Source organism: Rhizobium sp. CIAT894, assembly GCF_000172795.2.
Taxonomy (GTDB): domain Bacteria; phylum Pseudomonadota; class Alphaproteobacteria; order Rhizobiales; family Rhizobiaceae; genus Rhizobium.
In genome coordinates, this window is sequence record NZ_CP020947.1 from 3,877,852 (window position 1) to 3,897,224 (window position 19,373).

Consider the following 19,373-nt stretch of genomic DNA (forward strand, 5'->3'; position numbering starts at 1 on the left):
CGACGCTTCGGTTTGTTCGGTTTTGTTCGATTTTATTGCGCCGGGGCGTTCACGGCGCTCGCCCTCGAAGGCGATAAAACTCGCTCGCATCACGACAACACCGCCCTCAGCCAGGGATGCATTCGGTCTGCCCGCTTTCTCAGCAGCCTGTCGATCGATATCGACCCCGCCCCCGAAGCCACCAGGACGAACATGCCGCCGGCAATCGCCAGATCCTTCTCGAAATGCAGGAGCTCGTTCTGGCTGTCAAAATTCGTGTGAAAGAGCAAGGCGGTCGCCAAGCAGAAGAAGCCCAGCGCCAATGCGCCAAGCCGGCCGAGGAAACCCGCGGCAACGGAAAGGCCGGCGCCGAGCTGAAGTGCTATGACAGCAAATGCGACCGGCGCGGCAAGCCCCAGTCTTGCGAAAGTGTCGACGGTCGCGCTGATATCTGATGCGAGCACCGAACCTTCATGCAGGAAGATCAGCGACAGGAGCAGCCTGCCCAGGAGAAGAATGAAATCGGCCAGTTCAGACCGGCTTGAGGCGCTATCCATCACACCCTCCGATTTGCAGAGAACAGGCGGCTTTTCCGCCTGTTCTTGCGTTCACGTACTCGTCAGTTACCACCTTTGGCAGCGATGGCCTTTTGCAGGTCTTCGAGTTCTTCGCAGCCGCTTGGGCAAAGCTGCTTCAGCGATGATACCTGCTCCTCCGCCTTCGCCATCTCGCCCGTTTCGACATAGAGTTCGCCGAGATATTCACGCGCAGCCTTGTGATCGGGTTGAAGCTCAAGTGCTTTGGTGTAGTAGGTCAGCGACGTTCTGTAGTCGCCGGTCTTGCGCAGCGTATAGCCCATGAGATTATAGACATCGGCCTGTTGGTTGTCTTCGGCAAGACCGCGAAGCTCCACCAGGGCGCCGGCATAATCCTTGGCATCGATCTTGGCGCGCACCGACGTCAAATCGGGAACGTCCGTCGATTGCATATTATCGACAGCAAAAGCGGGAAGCGCCGTCACCGCGGAAAAACCGGCGGATATGGCGCAGAGCCAGATGAACCCGAGAATAAGATATTTCATCATGATGATCTCCATTCGGCCTTTCAGGCCTGGACTGTCGGCGTAAAGCCGTAGACGCTTCCGTCCTTGACGAAGGTGCCCGAGCCGGGGAAGGGGAAATGCGAGCCGCAAATGGCGATATTGTCGGCAATGATGCGGTCGATGAGGCGGCGGCGCGTGTCGATAGCCGCCGGCCCATCCTGATCATAACTGCCCTGCCAGTCGGGGTGCGGCGCAAGCAGCGCCGGCACGTACATGATATCGGCCGAGACAAGCAGTTGCTTGCTGCCGGAGGCGACAAGATAGGTCGAATGACCCGGTGTATGGCCTGGCGCTGCAAGCAGCCGAACTCCGGGCGCAACCTCGGCACCATCGTCCACCAGCTTCCAGTTCTTCCATTTCGGGAAGACTTCAGCGAGGCGTTTGCCGGCTGGCCTGCGGCCTTCCGCAAGTTTCTCGACCCGGCCAGGTTCCGTCCACCAGTTATATTCGATGGCATTGACGATGAGTTCGGCGTTCGGAAAGACGGGATCGTTCGTTCCCTTTTCCATCAATCCCCAGACGTGATCCGGGTGGAAATGCGAGAGCATGATCGTGTCGATCCTCTTATAATCGATGCCGGCGGCTGCCATATTCGCCGGCAGATGTGTGGCATTTGCCTGCCATTGACCGACGCCCGAGCCGGCATCCATCATGATCAGCCGGTTGCCGAATTTCAGGACGACCACCGTCAGCGGGATCGGCATGAATTCGGTCGTAAGCCCTGCCTTGGAAAGCGCTTCCTTGGTATCCTCGATCGAGGCATTCTTGATGAAGGTCGGGTCATGCGGTTTTTTCCAGATTCCGTCGTAGACCGCCGTGACCTCGACATCGCCGACCTGATATTTGTAGAAGCCGACGGTCGGCTCCAGCGTTGTTGCAGCGAGCGCCGGCCCGACGAATTCGAGCTTCGACGACAGCCCGAATGCAGCCGCCGCGGCAGCCGATCCAAGGACGGCGCGACGTGACATGGTAAACATGGATATGCCTCCTCTTGTCGATGAGATTTCAGCTGGCGAGGACCGCAATTGTTCGGATGCCCTCGCTGACGAACTAGATCGCCAGCCTGAGGCGCTTATTCCCGATCTCGGGCACTATTTATTCAAGCGCTTGAAAAGACATCGTCATTTCTATCGTCCGCCGGCCGGCTACCCGGCCACGTGCAAATAAATTGGCTTCGGTTGGAATAAAACTGGGTGCCAGTCGGTCTAGACGGCAAGGGACCGCACTCCACGCCTGCGGATCTCGCTCTTAAATTCGGCTACTATTGAGGCAGGGAGGATGATGACAAACGCTCAGATCACCTATCCCATCGGATCAAACGCGTGGTTGCCGCTGGCGTGGCGACATTGGAAGGACCGTCTTCGACCATCGCCGCTGGCCGTGCTTTTCGACAGCGCAGCACGGTTGTTCCACTCCATGGTCTCGGCAAAGTCGAGCGGCGAGCGGGTTGCTTCGACGGCCGATATAACCGCGCAGCATGAACTCATGCAGCGCTTTCAGAACATGATCGTTCCGCACCTTGACGCTGCCTATAATTTTGCCCGGTTCCTCAGCCGCGACGCGGATGCGGCACAAGATATCGTCCAGGATGCATTCCTGCGTGCTTTCCGCAACTTCGATAGCTATCGCGGTGGCGACCCGCGCGCCTGGCTCTTTGCCATCGTGAGGAACTGCTGCCATGCCTGGCGCCTGCAGGATCGCCGCAAGGCGCGGTTCGAGCGGCATCTGAGTGATGGCGACGACGACGAAACAGGTGAGAACGAGATCGCCTCGGAAGAGGATTCGCCAGAGGCGGCGACGATCCGGCGAAGCGAACAGCAGCGCGTGCGCGCTGTTATTAGCCGGCTCCCCGAGCCAATGCGGGAAATCCTCGTCTTGCGGGAGCTTGAGGATCTCTCCTACCGGCAGATCGCAGAAATCATCGACGCGCCGATTGGCACCGTCATGTCACGGCTTGCAAGGGCGCGGCGTGAATTTGGTGAAGCTTGGCACGCATGCGACAAAGGCGAGACTGCAGGATGAGCGACGCACACCAGAAAGGCTGCCCGGAATGGCGTGTCATGCTGCATGGCTTTGTCGATGGCGAACTCGATTCGCTCCACGCAGCACAATTCGAGGATCATCTTGCTACCTGTACGGATTGCAGGACGGAGATGGAAAGGGTTCAGGCGGTGAGAGAGATCATCGATCAAGATGGCGTCAAATGGCGACCGTCCGAAGCGCTGCGTTCACATGTCCTGTCGATGCTGTCGTTTGAACAGGCGACGACATCCGGCCTGCCGTTGCCACGCCAGGTGCCCGGCTGGCGCCGCGCCCTGGTTTTCATCCGGCAATGGAGCTTCGTTCCTTCACTCGCGGCGTTGGCGACCGGCGCCTTCCTGTTCGTCAACGCGCCGTCTCAGACCGCACTTCTGCAGGAACAGATCCTTTCAAGCCATATCAGGTCGATGATGGCCGACCATCTGACCGACGTGCTGACCTCGGATCAGCATACGGTAAAACCATGGTTCAACGGCAAGCTCGATTTTTCGCCGCCGGTCAGCGACCTCTCCAAGGACGGCTTTCCGCTGATCGGCGGGCGTGTCGACTATCTCGGTGGTCGCGCCGTTGCGGCCCTCGTCTACCGGCGCCACGGCCATGTCATCAACCTGTTCGTTTGGCCCGCAGGATCGGCCGCAGAGACGACAGCCGTGCATGACGGCTACAATATGGAGCAATGGTCGGATGGCGGCCTCGTTTTCTCAGCGATTTCGGATGTCGCCGCCGGCGACCTGGCCGAGTTCGAGGCGTTCTTCAGGAAGGCGGCAAGGGGTTAAAGCAGGCTTGCCCCGACATTGATCGCCAGCGCCAGAATCGTCGTGTTGAACAGGAACGACAGCACGGCATGCAGCAGCGTCAGCTTGCGCATGCTGGTCGAACTGACCGCGACATCCGCCGTCTGGGCGGCCACGCCGATGGTGAAGGAGAAATAGAGGAAGTCCCAGTAGCCGGGCTCCTCGATCCCGTCCGGAAATTTGAGACCGCCCTCCTCGTCCGCCCCGCCATAGAAATAATGCGCATAGTGGATGGTGAAAAGCGTATGCAGGAAGATCCAGGAGATCAGGATCGTCAGGACCGCCGCACCCGCCCGCGCCAGCGCGACGTCAGGTGCGGCCTCCTTGATCGAATGAAGCTCGATGCCGATGCCCGCAATGCTGGCAATTGCAGCGCCGATCGAAAGAGCCAGCAAGACAGTGTCGGAAAAATCGAGATCCGCGGAGCGTTTCCGGATGCCTTCAACGGTCGCCCGCAGCATCTTGCGCCAGCTGAGCGCGACAAAAATGCCGGCGCTGACATTCCAGCCGAACAAGATGTTACCGGCGCTGACGTCGCGCGAGGTCGCGGCCAGGAAGCCCACGAGTCCGGCAACAACGGCGATGATGAAGCTCGCATGCCTATAGGCAAATGCCGCAAGCGAATTTGCCCGTTCCTCATCCGCCATATCGGTCTCCGACAGCATATGCCCTTGATAACAGCACGAAAAAGGCGCGCCTGCCAGCGGCAGCCGCGCCTCCGATTGTTTGCCGTGCCGTGTCAGGCGGCGGCGAGCTGCAGTTCCTTCTGCACCATGGTGCGCAGCGTCGTCAGGTCCTTGGCGAAGGCGCGAATGCCTTCGGCGAGTTTTTCCGTCGCCATCGCGTCTTCGTTCATCATCCAGCGGAAGGTCTTCTCATCGACCGAGACCTTCGGATCCGGCTTGCTGCTGTTCGGCGAGAGCTTGCGCTCCAGCTTGCCTTCATCCTTGGCGAGCTCGTCGAGCAGGTTCGGGCTGATGGTCAGACGGTCGCAGCCGGCAAGGGCTTCGATTTCGCCGGCGCTGCGGAAGGAGGCACCCATGACAATCGTCTTGATGTCGTTCGCCTTGTAGTAGTTGTAGATATCACGGACGGAGATGACGCCCGGATCTTCCTCAGCGGTGAAGTCCTTGCCTGTCGATTTCTTGTACCAGTCGAGGATGCGACCGACGAAGGGCGAGATCAGAAACACCTTGGCGTCGGCGCAGGCGATCGCCTGGGCCTTGCTGAAGAGAAGCGTCAGGTTGCAGTCGATGCCTTCCTTCTGCAGCACTTCGGCGGCGCGGATGCCTTCCCAGGTGGAAGCGAGCTTGATGAGGATACGGTCCTGATCGATGCCGCGATCCTTGTAAGCGGCGATGATTGCGCGCGCCTTGGCAAGCGAAGCTTCGGTATCGAAGGAAAGATCGGCATCGACTTCGGTCGAAACACGGCCCGGGACGAGCTTCACAAGTGCTGCGCCGACGGAGATGGCGAGGCGGTCGGCAACGGCTGCAGACACGGCTTCGGGATTGCCGCCCTGCTTCTTGCCCCAGGCGACGGCTTCCTTGATGGCGTCGGCAAACATCGGCGTGCCCAATGCCTTCAGCACGATGCTCGGGTTGGTCGTGCAATCCACGGGCTTCAGGCGGGCGACGGCTTCGATGTCGCCGGTATCGGCGACGACGGTGGTAATCTCGCGGAGTTGGTCAAGCTTGGATGTCATGGTCAATAATCCTTGTTGAACTTGGGCTGCGACCGGTGCGAGTTCCGCCCGGCAAAGGTGATCTACCGACAGGTAGTTTGCATGCTGCAGGCGAAAATCCGCGCATCTGTCACGGCTGAATCATAAACGTAAAGGACAGTGGCGGTGTTCCCGCGGACAAACGCCCGCTCGAACGCAGACAACGCCTGCGGCTGGAAGGCCGGTCGTGACTTTCGGCATGCCCGCACTATGTCCTCCTCGGACGGACAGAACGACTTCGTGTCGCCAGGACTATCGCCGTTCGCCTAAGGGAAAGTCAAGGACATTTGTGCATTTCAATTGACATAAGTGTCACACCCGTCATTATCCCCTCAACAAACGCGCCGTGACAGCCGTTGATCCCAAAAGGGATTTAGGGCCGGGAATTCGGCTGGAGGAAATGTGGTCAAACTCAAACGCGGCACGCATACGGCCTATTCCGAGGCATCCTCGCTGCGGCTGAGGGCGGCATGGCTCTATTACAATGAGGGACTGACCCAGAAGGACGTCGCCGAACAGCTCGGCATCAGCCGCACCACCGTCATCCGCCTGCTCGACGAGGCGATGAAACGCAGCGAAGTGCAGATCTGGATCAACGATTCGATCGGCGACTGCGTCGAACTCGCGGTGAAGCTGGAGCGCGCCTACGGCCTCGACGAGGCGATCGTGGTGCCGGCATCGATCCATGGCGACGTCAATTCTCTGGCGAGGAATGTCGGCCTGGCGCTTGGCCAGTTCCTCTCCGAAGCCATCCCCGACGACTATACCATCGGCGTCGGCTGGGGCCGCACCATGACCGCCTCGCTGTCGAGCTTCCGACCGCCGCGCCGCGCCAATTGCAAGGTCGTTTCGCTGCTCGGCGGCATCGTCGCCGTGCACCAGACGAACCCGATCGATTACACATGGCGGCTGGCCAATCAGCTCGGCGCCGAATGTTATATGTTCCTGGCGCCGCTTCTCGTCGATTCCATCGAGACCAAGCGCAATCTGATCGAAAAATGCGGGTTGGACACGATCTATCGTCTGGCCGAGAACCTTGATCTCGCCATCGTCAGCTGCGGCGATATCGGCCCGCATTCGACCTCGCTGTCGGAGGGCTGGATCTCGAAGGCGGAGCTGCGGGAACTGATCGATGCCGGCTGCGTCTGCGACACGATGTTCAACTTCCTCGACAAGGACGGCAATTCGGTCGACCACTCGATCAATCGGCGCGTCATGTCCGTCGATCTCGATACGCTGAAGGAGGCCAAGCACATCGTGCTCTCCTCCGGCGGCGCCCATCGCGCCATCGCCATCCGCGCCACGATCAAGCGCATCGGCTGCAACACGCTGATCACCGATGAAAGCGCGGCCCGGGCGTTGCTGGAACTGGCCGATACATCGCCGCCGGCCTCTTCTCCCCAGCGGGGAGAAGTGCCGGAGCGATAAGCGACGAACGATCCGCCCCTCAGGCGTGCGCCGATTCCCAGCCGAGCATCGCCCGCTTGCGGGTGAGGCCCCAATGGTAACCGGTCAGCGCGCCGTTCTTGCCGACCGCGCGATGGCATGGCACCACGAAGGAGATCGGGTTGGCCCGACCGCGGCACCCACGGCGCGCTGCGCTGTCGGCCGGCCGATATCCTTGGCAATATCGGAATAGGTGACCGCCTTGCCGAACGGGATTTTCATGAGGCTTTGCCAGACGCTCACCTGGAAATCCGTGCCGATCAGCACGACGCGCAAAGGCTGTTCCGAGGACCATTTGCCGGGCTCGAAGATGCGAGCAGCGTAGGGAACCGTCGCCTGTAGATCCTCGACATATTGGGCATTCGGCCAGCGGCAAGTCATATCCTCGAGGCAGGCCTTCTCGTCGCCGGAATCGCTGAAGGCAAGGCCGGCAAGGCCGCGGTCGGTCACCATGATCAGCGCGATGCCGAAGGGGCAGATGTGGAAGCCGTAGCGGATGGTGAGACCGCCGCCCTTGGCCTTCCACTCGCCGGGTGACATCGCCTCATGAGTGACGAAGAGATCGTGCAGCCGGCTCGGCCCGGAGAGGCCAACCTCGATCGAGGTCTCGAGCAGCGGCATGTCCTCTTGGCGCAGCAGCCGCTTGGCGTGGTCGAGCGTCACCGCCTGCAGGAAGCCCTTGGGCGACAGGCCGGCCCAGCGGGTGAAGGTCTTCTGCAGCTGGGTCGGCGACTGATTGAGCCGCGCCGCGATCGCCTCCAGCGAAGGCTGGTCGCGGTAATCCTCGGTGATGAGTTCGATCACCCGGCGGACAATGTCATAATCAGGGCCGTCAGGCGTGATGTCTGTTTGCAGGTTCGCAATCATATTCATCGTCTTTCTCCTTGTCACAAGGAGATAATCAATAGGGTCTTCGCAAACCACCCGTTTCTTGCGCACCCGCCAGATAAGCTCAGATACGCTGCTTGACCGTGGCGAGCGCCCCCTTGAAGGCCTTGGCGAAGCTTTCACGATCGTCGGGATTGAGGAAAGAGCCGATATCGGTGCGCCGGCCCTCTCCGAAGATCTGCATGGAAAGAATGCCGATCTCGTGATGCCGGCGAATAAGGAAGCGCGCCCAGAACGGATTGAAGTGATGCTCCACCATCCGTCCCGATGGCGCGAACTTGCGCACCGAAACGTCGGTGCGCGACACCGTCACCTCCTCACGCGCCCTTCCGGAGCGGTAGCTCAGCCAGAAGGCGCCGTAGAGAAGCAGGAAATCCAGCCCGAAGAAGAAGCCGATCGGCCAGGCGCCGGTGGCGATGAAGAACATGCCGTAGAAGAAGCAGACGGAACCGGACAGGATCAGCAGCACCTTGAAGCCCCGGCGGCCGAGCGACCGGTGGGGAAAGAGCTCGGCGGCGAAAACAGGCTGCTCGTTGGAGCTGTCGGCGTTGCTTTCCATCATGGCTGCTGAGTATAGAGTTTCCATGGCAAATCCGAAACCCAAATCCGTTACCAGACCGTCGCAAAACTCGAATGTGATCGCCCGAAGCAAACCGGCAGCGGCGGTGAAGACCGCCTATTCGCTGGCCGAGCGCGAGGAGATCTTCCGCCGCTTCTCGGTGCAGCGGCCGGAACCGAAGGGCGAACTCGAGCATAGCAACCCCTTCACCCTCGTCGTCGCTGTCGCTCTGTCGGCGCAGGCGACCGATGTCGGCGTCAACAAGGCGACACGCGCCCTTTTCAAGGTTGCCGATACGCCGGAAAAGATGCTGGAGCTCGGCGAGGAGAAGGTTCGAGACTACATCAAAACGATCGGCCTTTATCGCAACAAAGCGAAAAACGTCATTGCGCTGTCGCAGATGCTGGTCGATGAATTCGCCGGCACGGTGCCGGAGACGCGCGAGGAACTGGTGAAATTGCCGGGCGTCGGCCGCAAGACCGCCAATGTCGTGCTGTCCATGGCCTTCGGCCAGGCGACGATGGCCGTCGATACCCACATCTTCCGCATCGCCAACCGCATCCGGCTTGCGCCCGGCAAAACGCCTGACGAGGTCGAGGCGCGGCTGATGAAGGTGATCCCGAAACACTATCTCTACCACGCCCATCACTGGCTGATCCTGCACGGGCGCTATACCTGCAAGGCACGCCGCCCGGAATGCGAACGCTGCGTCATCGCCGATCTCTGCAAATCGCCGGAAAAGAGTTGGGATGTGGCGGCGCCGCTCATCGAGCTACCGCCGCAGATGATCGGCGAGGCCGTCGAGTAGAGCGGAACATTTCCGCCCTGCCCGGCTGAGCCTCAGGCGCGCGCACCGGTTTCGCGTGCGGAAATCAGCTTGTGCAGATGCACCATCATGCCGGCGGCAAACAGCGGCGTGAGAAGATTGACGAACGGGATCGCCAGAAACAGCGCGATCACCAGCCCGCCAAGAAAGACGGTGGAGGCGTGTTTGGCGCGGAAGAGCCGCGCCTCCTCCGGCGGCCGGAAGCGCATGGCGGCGAATTCGAAAAATTCCCGTCCGAGCAGATAGCCGTTCACCAGAAAGAACGCGATCAGATTGACGCCGGGGATGAACAGCAGCAGCAAGGCAACGATATTGCCGAGGATCACCACGCCGAGGAACTTGATCGAGCTTGCCATCGCCGGACCGAGCGGCATGGCAGTGCCCAGCGCATCCGCGGGATAGTCGCGTTTTTCGATGACATCGGCGACATCGTCGAGAAACAGGCCGGCGATCAGCGCCGTCACCGGCGAAAGCAGCAGCGCCAGCATCAGCGCAAGGCCGATGCCGGCGAGAATTGCAAAAACCAGAGCGAGCCACCCCGCCCAATCCGGCATGTCGGGAAAGAAACTCGCGAGCCAGGGAAAGAGGAAAGCCATGAAGGCCCCACGCAGCGCAAACCACAGACCGACCAGCACGAGGACTGTCAGGCCGAGCACCTTCCAGAACACTGCGCGTGTTTCCGGCGCGAACAAATTGGCGAGCGAAAGTCGAGCGGCGTCGAGGATCATGTCTCATGCGTCTCCGGTTGCGCGGAAGATGTAGGAAAGATGGAGACTACCCACAAGAGAGAATAAAATTGCATGTGGTAATAGAAAACTTGTCGAAAATTAAATGCTAATATAGTATTGTCGCGTATCAAATATGCATGAGCCTGAGAAGCAGCTTCCGAAATAGTTGCAAAGACGAGGGGTCGCAACAGCGCGTCCACGGAACGCCTCTGAGGAAAAACGGGGGAGGCTGATGTGGAAGACTTTGTGCAAAAGCTCAGGCAATACGTAAAAACCGGCACGCCGGCCGAACGCCGTATCGCGAAATATTTTACCGAACATTTGAATGACCTGCCATTCGAGACAGCGGCGTCCGTCGCCGACCGGCTGGATTTATCGCCGATGACCGTCGGCCGCTTCCTGCGCGCGCTCGGCTATCAGGGATTGGACAGTGTCAAAGTGGAAATTCGCGAGACGGTGACGACATCGCCGGCGCAATTGCAAAGCGCCATGAGCGAGTTGCATCAGGACGCCGCGGAAGGCAAACCGCTTGCCGTGCTGGTTGCCGAACAGATCCAGGCGCTCCACCATATCTATCATCTGACGGCGCAGCCGCACTGGTCCGAAGCCGTCAGCCTGATCAGCACGGCCCGCGAAGTGTCGATCGCCACGCATGCCCGGCTTGCGAGCCTTGCCCACCATTTCTGCCAGCGGCTGACGCAAGCCCGTGACGGCGTGCGCACGCTCGACGGCGCCGACAACCGTTTTGCCGAACTCTTCGCCCGGCTGGCGGTCGACGACGCGCTGCTCGTCATCATCGATTGTCGCCGCTTCGCCAAGGCGCGCCTGCTTGCCCGAACCGCGCGGCGCTACGGCTACAAGGTCGTGCTCATTTCCCCGCAGCAAGCAGATTGGATGGCCGACCAGTCGAATGTCATGCTGCCCCTGCCGCCGGCACGCGCGCCCGACCTCGACAATCTTCCGCCGCTGATCGCACTGCTCGATTGCCTGTCGGAATCCGTCATCCTTGAAGTCGGAGAAGAGGCAGGACTTCGCCGCCGCCGCATGATGGAATTCGCGACCGTCCTTGGCGAGACGGCCAATCACTGAAGACTACTCCATCGCCTCCAGCTCGGCGCGGTGCCGGTGCATGGCGAGGAGGCGCCGGTAGTCGCGGTCGTAGAGCGCCTGCTTCGCCGTGTCGGGAAACCGTTCCTCGCCGCCCGGATACATCGCCTCTCCGGCGGTCGCCAAATCCCTGTGCAGGCCGCAGGCGACGGATGCGGCAATCGCCGTGCCGAGCAGCACCGCCTCGTTCATCTTCGGCACCACGACCTTGCAGCCGGTGGCGTCGCTATAAAGCTCCATCAGCACCGGGTTTTTCACGTGCCCGCCGGCAATATGCAGCGTATCGGGCACGTAGCCGTATTCCTTCATCTTCTCCAGTATGTGGCGGATGCCGAGCGCAATCGCCACCGCCGTGCGCCAATAGAGCGCGCAAAGCCCATCGAAGGAAGCATCGAGCGTCAGCCCGCTGACGACGCCGACGGCATGCGGATCGGCAAGCGGTGAGCGGTTGCCGTGAAAATCCGGCAGCACGAAAATCCGCGCGCCGAAAGCATCGCCCTCCTCGGCCCGTAATTCGGCGATGCGCGCGACGATCTTTTGATGCAGTGCCGAGGTCGGCTCGCCGCCGGCTGCATGCATGCGCACGATGTGATCGAGCAGCGCACCCGTTGCCGATTGCCCGGCCTCGACCAGCCAGCATTGCGGGAAGACCGCCTCATAATAGGGCCCCCACATGCCGTGGCTCGGCTTGCGCTCCTGCGAAAAGGCGACAATGCAGCTCGACGTGCCGGCGATCAGCGCCAACTGGTGTTCGCGTTTGACCGGATCGGCGGCATAACCGCCGAGTGAGCCGAGCGCACCGGCATAGGCGTCGATCATCCCGGCGCAGACATGGCAGTCCGTGGTCAGCCCGAGCGCTTGCGCCGCATCCGCTGTCAACTGGCCGACACTGTCTCCGACAGCGATCGTCTCATCCGGCAGGTGGCCGCGCGCCTGAAGGTCTTCGAGGCCGATCCGCTCCAGGAAATCCTGCTGCCAGCCCTTTTCGAGATGGGCGAGATAGTTCCACTTCGCCGTCAGCGTGCAGCGCGAACGGGCAAGCGATCCGGTCGATTTCCAGGTCATGAAGTCGGCGAGATCGAAGAAATAACCGGCCTTTTCCCATGTGGCGGGCAGCTTTTTCTTCAGCCACATCAGCTTCGGCATTTCCATCTCGGGCGACATCACATGCCCGGAATGTTCGAGCACCCGATGCTCCGTTGCCGTGCAGAAATCGGCCTCCTTCAGCGCCCGGTGATCGAGCCAGACGATCGTGTCGAAACGCGTCTCACCGCCTCTGGAAACGCTGATCTGCCGACCCTCGACGTCGCGCACGACGAGCGAGCAGGTGGCGTCGAAGCCGATCGCGGCGACGGAGGCGGGAGCGACCCCGGATTGCTCCATCGCCCTGCGCACGGCCGTACAGGCGGCAGCCCAGATGTCTTCGGAATCATGCTCGGCATGGTTTTACGCGGCCGGTTCATCACGATCGGATGTTCGGCCTTGGCAAGCAGGCGGCCACGCGCATCGAAGACCCCGGCACGCGCACTGCCCGTGCCGATATCCACCGCAACCACATGATCACGCATCAAATCTTGGTCCCATCCAGTCTATGGTCGCGGACAAGGTGTATCAAATCCGGCATGACGTCAAACACCACATCAGGCGAAAGGCGGTCGAGTTCGGCACGATATCCGGCGAAGTTGGCGTGCGATCCGCCGGTGAAGGCAAAGACGGTCATGCCGGCCGCCTTGGCGGCGGCAATACCGGCCGGGCTGTCCTCGACGACGAGGCAATGAGCCGGCTCGACCTGCATTTTGCGCGCAGCATGCAGGAAGAGATCGGGCGCCGGCTTGCCGCGCTTGACCATCGTCGCGCTGAAGATGTCGGGCAGCTTGTCGATAAGTCCGGTCACCGACAGCGACAGCCGGATTCGCTCCATCTGGCTGGACGAGGCGACGCAGCAGCGAACGCCAAGCCCGTCGATCGTTGCGGCGATACCGTCGATCGGCTTCAGTTCGGTGCGAAAGCGGGCGTAGAGATCGGTGCGGATGCGCTCGAGGAACTCCTCGCCGGCGTGGACGTTGAATTCGGTTTCCAGCGTATCGATGAGTGTCGAGAGGCTGCGGCCGAGAAACCTTTCATAGGCCTGGTCCTCGGTGATCGAGACGCCGAGATCGCTCATCGCTTCGACGAGCACGCTGATCGAGATCGGCTCGCTGTCGACGAGCACGCCGTCGCAATCGAAGATGACCAGCCGTGTTTCAACATCAGCCATGAAAGACCCAACCTGAGTTCAATTCGGACGCACCGTCCCGCTTCGCTCGCAAGGCCGGACGGATGACGGCAGGCAATGCCGCCATCCGGTTTCTTTACACTGCGAGCTTGCCGTCGAGATAGAGTTGCAGGGTTTCCCGCGTGCCCTTTTCCCACAGGGTTTTGAGGGCATGGGCAAAACGCTTGCGGAAAAGTTCGGATTTCGCCACCTCGCCGAAAATATCGTCGAAGGCGAGGAAAGCCGACGGATCGTCCTTTGCCTTCAGCGCCGCCGCATGCAGGCGATCGGCGCTGGCGTCGTTGAAGACGATATCCTTGCCGCTGTCGGTCTTGCCGGCGAAATAGCGGCACCACAGCGCCGAGACCAGCGCCAGGCCAACGACATCCTTGCCCTGGCGGAGATTATCGAGCGTCGACGGCAGGATGAACTTCGGCTGGCGGTTCGATCCGTCCTGCGCCAGACGCGGAATGGTGTCGGCAATTTTCGGATTGAGCAGGCGATGTTCGATCAGCGCGAAATAATCCGTCAGCGACGTGTTCGGCACCGGCGGCACGATCGGGATGATCTCGTCCTTCTCGAGCTTGGCGAGGAAGGCACGGATGAGCGGATCTTCCATGGAATCATGAACGAAATGAATGTCCATCAGCGCCGCCGGATAGGCGATCGCCGCATGACCGCCGTTGAGGATGCGGATCTTCATATGCTCGTAGGGCGTGACGTCGGGCACGAAGGTCACGCCGACCTTTTCCAGCGCTGGCCGGCCGGCGGTGAACTTGTCTTCGAGCACCCACTGCTTGAATTCCTCGCAATAAACAGGCCAGTTATCTTCGATCTCGAAATTGTCCTTGAGGAAATCGATCTCGCGCTGACCGGTCGCCGGCGTGATGCGGTCGACCATGGCATTCGGGAACGCGACGTTCGCCCGGATCCAGTCGGCAAAACCGGGATCGGAAAGGGCGGCCGTGCCGACCACCGCATTGGCGGTGACGACGCCGTTATGGGGAATATTGTCGCAGGACATGACGGTGAAGGGACGGATGCCCCTGGCCCTGCGGGCCTTCAGGCCGGCAACGATCAACCCGAAAACCGTCTTCGGCGTGTCGGGGCTGTGCCCGTCGGCGGCAATTGCCGGATGGGCCGGATTGAACGTGCCCGAGGCATCGATGAAATAACCGCCCTCGGTGATCGTCAGCGAGACGATGCGGATTTCGGGATCGGCGAGCTTGGCGATGATCGCGGCGGGGTCGCCGACCGGCAGGATGTCGATCATCGGCGCGGTGACGCGCGCCGCCGTCTTGTTGTTGTCCTGCTCGACCACCGTCGTCAGAAAATCCTGGGCCGCAAGTTTTTCGCGCATGGCGGCATCCGACGGCAACACGCCGGCGCCGACGATTGCCCAGTCGTGATCCGTGCCCGCGTTGAAGAGATCGTCGAGATAGATCGCCTGGTGGGCGCGGTGGAAGTTGCCGACGCCGAAATGCACGATGCCGGCTTTCAGCGACGCCCGGTCATATCCGGGGATGGCGGCGGTGCGCGCTGCGTCCGAAAGCGTTGCCAGCGATAGTTTGCACGTCATGTTTCAGTCCTCTTGAAGGTCTTGCCGAGACGGCCGGGCGCCATCGCCCGGCTCGCATGCCTGCCCCCAGCCCGGTGGCCAGCCTCAGATGGCAAGACCGCCCTCGTTGAATTTGTGGATGCGTGAACGGTCCGGCGTCAGGTAGACGGTATCACCCGCCTTGGCGGCAAAATCGCCGCTGCCGCGCGCCGTCACCATGCCGATATCCTCCGCATCGATATGCAGGAAAGTGTCGGAACCGAGATGTTCGGCGACCACGACCCTGCCCTTCCAATCACCGCTCTCCGTCGACAACAGCATGTGCTCCGGACGGATGCCGATCGTATGGGCGCCGAGCTGAGCCGCGTTCTGGCCCTTGATGAAATTCATCTTCGGCGAGCCGATGAAGCCGGCGACGAAGAGGTTGCGCGGACGGCTGTAGAGTTCCAGCGGCGAGCCGACCTGCTCGATATTGCCCCTGTTCAGCACGACGATCTTGTCGGCCATCGTCATCGCCTCGACCTGGTCGTGGGTGACATAGACCATCGTCGTCTTCAGCTGCTGATGCAGCTCGCTGATTTCGAGACGCATGTTGACGCGCAGCGCGGCGTCGAGGTTCGACAGCGGCTCGTCGAAGAGGAAAGCCGAAGGCTGGCGCACGATGGCGCGGCCGATCGCGACGCGCTGACGCTGGCCGCCGGAAAGCTGGCGCGGCTTGCGCTCCAGATAATCGGTGAGGTTCAGCACCCGGGCCGCATCCGTCACCTTGCGGTCGATCTCCGCCTTGTCGACGCCCGCCATCTTCAGCGGGAAGGCGATGTTGTTGCGCACGCTCATATGCGGGTAGAGCGCATAGGACTGGAACACCATGGCAAGACCGCGCTCCGAGGGCGCCTTTTCGGTGGCGTCCCTGCCGTCGATGACGATCTTGCCGCCGGAGACGTCCTCGAGCCCGGCAATCAGCCTGAGCAGCGTGGACTTGCCGCAGCCCGACGGGCCGACGAAGACGACGAACTCGCCGTCCTTGATGTCGAGATCGATCGAAGGGATGACCTTGGCTTCGCCGAAGACCTTGGAAACCTTCTGAAGGGTAATGCTGCCCATGTTTGTCTCCCTTTTCTTATTTCACTGCGCCGAAGGTCAGGCCGCGAACGAGTTGCTTCTGGCTGAACCAGCCGAGGATCAGGATCGGCGCGATCGCCATCGTCGAAGCCGCCGAGAGCTTGGCGTAGAACAGGCCTTCCGGGCTGGAATAGGACGCGATGAACGCCGTCAGCGGCGCCGCCTTGGAGGCGGTGAGATTGAGCGTCCAGAACGCCTCGTTCCAGGCCAGGATGATGTTCAGAAGCAGCGTCGAGGCAATGCCCGGCACCGCCATCGGCGTCAGCACGTAGACGATCTCCTTCATCAGCGACGCCCCGTCCATGCGGGCCGCCTCGAGGATCTCGCCGGGGATTTCCTTGAAGTAGGTGTAGAGCATCCAGACGATGATCGGCAGGTTGATCAGCGTCAGCACGAGCACCAGCCCGGTGCGCGTATCGAGCAGGCCGGAATTGCGGAACATCAGATAGATCGGGATCAGCGCGCCCACAGGCGGCATCATCTTGGTCGACAGCATCCACATCAGCACGTCCTTGGTCCGCTTGGTCGGCGCAAACGCCATCGCCCAGGCGGCCGGGATCGCGATGATCAGGCCGATCAGCGTCGAGCCGAAGGAAATGATCACCGAGTTCATGAAGTGGCTGAGATAGTTCGACCGGCTCTGCACCTCCGCGTAATTCTCCGTCGTCCAGTGGAAGAACAGGAACTGCGGCGGCGAGGCGATGGCGTCGGCTTCCGACTTGAAGCTGGTCAGGAAGGTCCAGAGGATCGGGAAGAAGATCAGGATGCCGAGCGTCCAGGCGATCGCCGTGACGATGAGTTTGCGCCGGGTTGTGACTTTTCTGGCCATCTCAAGCCTCCAGATTCTTGCCGACGAGGCGCACGAGGAAGATCGCAACGATATTGGCGAGCACGACCGCGACGATGCCGCCGGCCGAAGCGCCGCCGATATCGAACTGCAGCAGTGCCTGGGCATAGACGAGATAGGTGAGGTTGGTGCTGTCGGTGCCCGGCCCGCCATTGGTGGTGACAAGGATTTCGGCGAAGACCGAAAGCAGGAAGATCGTCTGGATCAGGATCACCACGGTGATGGCGCGGGCCATGTGCGGCAGGATGATATAGATGAATCTCGAGATCGGCCCGGCGCCGTCCATTTCGGAGGCCTCCTTCTGCTCCTCGTCGAGCGACTGCAGCGCCGTCAGCATGATGAGGGTGGCAAAGGGCAGCCACTGCCAGGCGACGATGAGAATGACGGAAAACAGCGGCGCATTCGCCAGCCAGTCGATCGGCTGCACGCTGAGCGCCTTTGCGAGATGCGCAAACAGGCCGTTGACCGGGTTCATGAACATGTTCTTCCAGACGAGGGCTGCCACCGTCGGCATGACGAAGAAAGGCGCGATCACCAGGATGCGCACGATGCCCTGGCCGTACATCGGCTGGTCGAGCAGCAGCGCGAAGGCGATGCCGCCGATGACGGTGATCAGCAACACGCCGGCGACGAGCAGCAGCGTATTGATCAGCGCCGCGAAGAAGGCCGGATCGGACAGGAAATATTCGTAGTTCAGGAAACCGACGAAGCTCTCCATGCCAGGGCTGAGCAGATTGTAGTTCAGCAGCGAGAAATAGATCGTCATCGCAAGCGGAACGATCATCCACGCAAAGAGCAACAGCACGGAGGGTGCAATCATCATGCGCGCTGCGGAGCGGGTGTGTAAGGTCGCCATGGCAATCACCGATCTGATCTGACGCGGGGAGCGGTCGCAGGAAAGCTTGTCTGAAAAAGAGGCCGCCGATGCAGTTCGGCAATCGGCGGCCCGGAGGGGCGGATTGTCAAGGATCCGCCTCTTGGCTCGGGAGGTATTATTTGATGTAGCCGGCTTTGGTCATTTCGCGGGTTGCCAGCTGCTGTGCGCTCTGCAGGGCCTGGTCGACCGAAATCTGGCCGGCAAGGGCTGCCGAGAACTGCTGGCCGACCGCCGTGCCGATGCCCTGGAATTCCGGGATCGCCACGAACTGGACGCCGACATAGGGGACCGGCTTGACGGTCGGCTTGCTCGGATCAGCCGAGTTGATCGAGTCGAGCGTCGTCTTGGCGAAGGGAGCCGCCTTCTGATACTCCGCATTCGCATAGAGCGAGCTGCGAGTACCGGGAGGTGCATTCAGCCAGCCTTCCTTCTCGGCGACGAGGTTGGTGTAGTCCTTGCTCGTAGCCCAGGCGACGAACTTCTCGGCCGCTTCGACCTTCTGCGAGCCTGCCGGAATGGCGAGGCTCCAGGCCCAGAGCCAGTTGCCGCGCTTGCCGAGGCCCTTATCCGGGGCGAGCGCGAAGCCGACCTTGTCGGCGACCTGCGACTGCTTCGGGTCGGAGACGAAGGAAGCGGCAACCGTTGCGTCGATCCACATGCCGCACTTGCCGGTCTGGAACAGCGCCAGATTTTCGTTGAAGCCGTTGGAGGAAGCGCCGGGGGGACCGGCTTCCTTCATCAGATTGACGTAGAAGTTCAGCGTGTCCTTCCACTCGGGCTGATCGAACTGCGGCTTCCACTTCTCATCGAACCAGCGCGCACCGAAGGAGTTCGACATGGCCGTCAGGAAGGCCATGTTTTCGCCCCAGCCGGCCTTGCCGCGCAGGCAGATGCCGTAGATTTCCTTATCCTTGTTGGTGATCTTCTTCGCAGCGTCTGCGATGAAGTCCCAGGTCGGAGCGTCGGGCATCTTCAGCCCGGCGGCATCGAACAGGTCCTTGCGGTACATGACCATGGAGCTTTCGCCGTAGAACGGCGCCGCATAGAGCTTGCCGTCCGTGGTCAGGCCGCTGCGGATTGCCGGCAGCAGGTCATCGACGTCGTAATTGGCGCCGAGATTGTCGAGCGGCAAAAGCCAGCCCTGCTTTGCCCAGATCGGAACTTCATAGGTGCCGATCGTCAGAACGTCGTACTGGCCGCCCTTGGTCGCGATGTCGGTCGTGACCTTCTGGCGCAGCACGTTCTCTTCGAGGGTGACCCATTCAAGGTCGATACCGGGATTCTTCGCCTTGAAATCATCCGTCAGCTTCTGCATCCGGATCATGTCGCCGTTGTTCACGGTTGCGATTGTCAGCGTCTCGGCCGAAGCCATGCCGGCAAACGCCAGCGCTGAGCAGGCGCCCAGCAGAAAAGTTCTCAATGTCATATCTTCCTCCCAGAAGATGGGTGTGAGCATTCGCTTCGCTCATGGGCAATTACTCACCAGACGGCAAAAAATGTCAATCGGCAATCGTTGCTGCAAT

Annotated in this window: 18 protein-coding genes and 2 pseudogenes; 5 read left to right on the forward strand and 15 right to left on the reverse strand. The window is 61.1% G+C overall.

Features of this window, described 5'->3' with window-relative positions; translation table 11 throughout:
- Positions 1-89: 89 nt before the first annotated feature.
- From RHEC894_RS19065 to RHEC894_RS19075, 3 genes are all read right to left on the reverse strand, one after another.
- Positions 90-536 (reverse strand): DoxX family protein, encoded by a 447-nt coding sequence (locus tag RHEC894_RS19065; protein ID WP_085738446.1) that lies wholly within the window; start codon positions 534-536, stop codon positions 90-92.
- 62 nt (positions 537-598) lie between these two features.
- A complete protein-coding gene (locus RHEC894_RS19070) occupies positions 599-1,063 on the reverse strand; it encodes a tetratricopeptide repeat protein (protein WP_206427875.1) in 465 nt (154 codons plus the stop codon).
- 20 nt (positions 1,064-1,083) lie between these two features.
- Positions 1,084-2,058: an MBL fold metallo-hydrolase gene (locus tag RHEC894_RS19075; protein WP_085738447.1), complete on the reverse strand. Its 975-nt coding sequence runs from the start codon at positions 2,056-2,058 to the stop codon at positions 1,084-1,086.
- 301 nt (positions 2,059-2,359) lie between these two features.
- Between RHEC894_RS19075 and RHEC894_RS19080 the strand changes: the two genes are divergently transcribed.
- Positions 2,360-3,103, forward strand: a complete 744-nt coding sequence (locus RHEC894_RS19080; protein WP_085738448.1) for a sigma-70 family RNA polymerase sigma factor — start codon at positions 2,360-2,362, stop codon at positions 3,101-3,103.
- On the forward strand, positions 3,100-3,897 hold the full coding sequence (locus RHEC894_RS19085) for an anti-sigma factor (protein ID WP_010068521.1): 798 nt from the start codon (positions 3,100-3,102) through the stop codon (positions 3,895-3,897). Before RHEC894_RS19080 ends, RHEC894_RS19085 begins: the two co-directional genes overlap by 4 nt.
- Here RHEC894_RS19085 and RHEC894_RS19090 read toward each other — a convergent pair.
- Both RHEC894_RS19090 and tal read right to left on the reverse strand, forming a co-directional pair.
- On the reverse strand, positions 3,894-4,562 hold the full coding sequence (locus RHEC894_RS19090; RefSeq protein WP_010068520.1) for a DUF1345 domain-containing protein: 669 nt from the start codon (positions 4,560-4,562) through the stop codon (positions 3,894-3,896). The genes RHEC894_RS19085 and RHEC894_RS19090 overlap by 4 nt on opposite strands.
- Before the next feature lie 92 nt (positions 4,563-4,654).
- Entirely contained in the window at positions 4,655-5,620 is a 966-nt protein-coding gene (tal, locus tag RHEC894_RS19095; protein WP_085738449.1) for a transaldolase, read from the reverse strand.
- Positions 5,621-6,040: 420 nt separating this feature from the next.
- Between tal and RHEC894_RS19100 the strand changes: the two genes are divergently transcribed.
- Positions 6,041-7,066 carry a sugar-binding transcriptional regulator gene (locus RHEC894_RS19100; protein WP_085738450.1) on the forward strand — a complete coding sequence of 342 codons (1,026 nt, stop codon included), beginning with the start codon at positions 6,041-6,043 and terminating at the stop codon, positions 7,064-7,066.
- 19 nt (positions 7,067-7,085) lie between these two features.
- On the opposite strand, the pseudogene RHEC894_RS19105 reads toward RHEC894_RS19100, so the two are convergent.
- Positions 7,086-7,957, reverse strand: a pseudogene (locus RHEC894_RS19105) (bifunctional helix-turn-helix domain-containing protein/methylated-DNA--[protein]-cysteine S-methyltransferase).
- 79 nt (positions 7,958-8,036) lie between these two features.
- Positions 8,037-8,534, reverse strand: a complete 498-nt coding sequence (locus RHEC894_RS19110) for a DUF2244 domain-containing protein (RefSeq protein WP_049734801.1) — start codon at positions 8,532-8,534, stop codon at positions 8,037-8,039.
- Between RHEC894_RS19110 and nth the strand changes: the two genes are divergently transcribed.
- Positions 8,533-9,339 carry an endonuclease III gene (gene nth, locus RHEC894_RS19115; RefSeq protein WP_206427876.1) on the forward strand — a complete coding sequence of 269 codons (807 nt, stop codon included), beginning with the start codon at positions 8,533-8,535 and terminating at the stop codon, positions 9,337-9,339. The genes RHEC894_RS19110 and nth overlap by 2 nt on opposite strands.
- A gap of 32 nt (positions 9,340-9,371) precedes the next feature.
- Here nth and RHEC894_RS19120 read toward each other — a convergent pair whose 3' ends face one another.
- Positions 9,372-10,085 (reverse strand): sulfate transporter family protein, encoded by a 714-nt coding sequence (locus tag RHEC894_RS19120; RefSeq protein ID WP_085738452.1) that lies wholly within the window; start codon positions 10,083-10,085, stop codon positions 9,372-9,374.
- 234 nt (positions 10,086-10,319) lie between these two features.
- Here RHEC894_RS19120 and RHEC894_RS19125 point away from each other — a divergent pair, with 234 nt between their 5' ends.
- Positions 10,320-11,174 carry a MurR/RpiR family transcriptional regulator gene (locus RHEC894_RS19125; protein ID WP_085738453.1) on the forward strand — a complete coding sequence of 285 codons (855 nt, stop codon included), beginning with the start codon at positions 10,320-10,322 and terminating at the stop codon, positions 11,172-11,174.
- Positions 11,175-11,177: 3 nt separating this feature from the next.
- Here RHEC894_RS19125 and RHEC894_RS19130 read toward each other — a convergent pair.
- The 7 genes and pseudogenes from RHEC894_RS19130 to RHEC894_RS19160 form a co-directional block, all read right to left on the reverse strand.
- Positions 11,178-12,760 (reverse strand): annotated as a pseudogene (locus RHEC894_RS19130) (FGGY-family carbohydrate kinase).
- Positions 12,760-13,449, reverse strand: a complete 690-nt coding sequence (locus tag RHEC894_RS19135) for an HAD family hydrolase (RefSeq protein ID WP_010068686.1) — start codon at positions 13,447-13,449, stop codon at positions 12,760-12,762. The pseudogene RHEC894_RS19130 and the gene RHEC894_RS19135 overlap by 1 nt, the downstream one beginning before the upstream one ends.
- A 94-nt stretch (positions 13,450-13,543) precedes the next feature.
- Positions 13,544-15,025 (reverse strand): mannitol dehydrogenase family protein, encoded by a 1,482-nt coding sequence (locus RHEC894_RS19140; RefSeq protein ID WP_085738454.1) that lies wholly within the window; start codon positions 15,023-15,025, stop codon positions 13,544-13,546.
- Positions 15,026-15,109: 84 nt separating this feature from the next.
- Positions 15,110-16,108: an ABC transporter ATP-binding protein gene (locus tag RHEC894_RS19145; RefSeq protein ID WP_085738455.1), complete on the reverse strand. Its 999-nt coding sequence runs from the start codon at positions 16,106-16,108 to the stop codon at positions 15,110-15,112.
- A gap of 16 nt (positions 16,109-16,124) precedes the next feature.
- Positions 16,125-16,955, reverse strand: a complete 831-nt coding sequence (locus RHEC894_RS19150; RefSeq protein ID WP_085738456.1) for a carbohydrate ABC transporter permease — start codon at positions 16,953-16,955, stop codon at positions 16,125-16,127.
- A gap of 1 nt (position 16,956) precedes the next feature.
- Positions 16,957-17,829, reverse strand: a complete 873-nt coding sequence (locus RHEC894_RS19155; protein ID WP_085738457.1) for a sugar ABC transporter permease — start codon at positions 17,827-17,829, stop codon at positions 16,957-16,959.
- Positions 17,830-17,965: 136 nt separating this feature from the next.
- Positions 17,966-19,276, reverse strand: a complete 1,311-nt coding sequence (locus RHEC894_RS19160) for a sugar ABC transporter substrate-binding protein (protein ID WP_085739057.1) — start codon at positions 19,274-19,276, stop codon at positions 17,966-17,968.
- Positions 19,277-19,373: the final 97 nt, after the last annotated feature.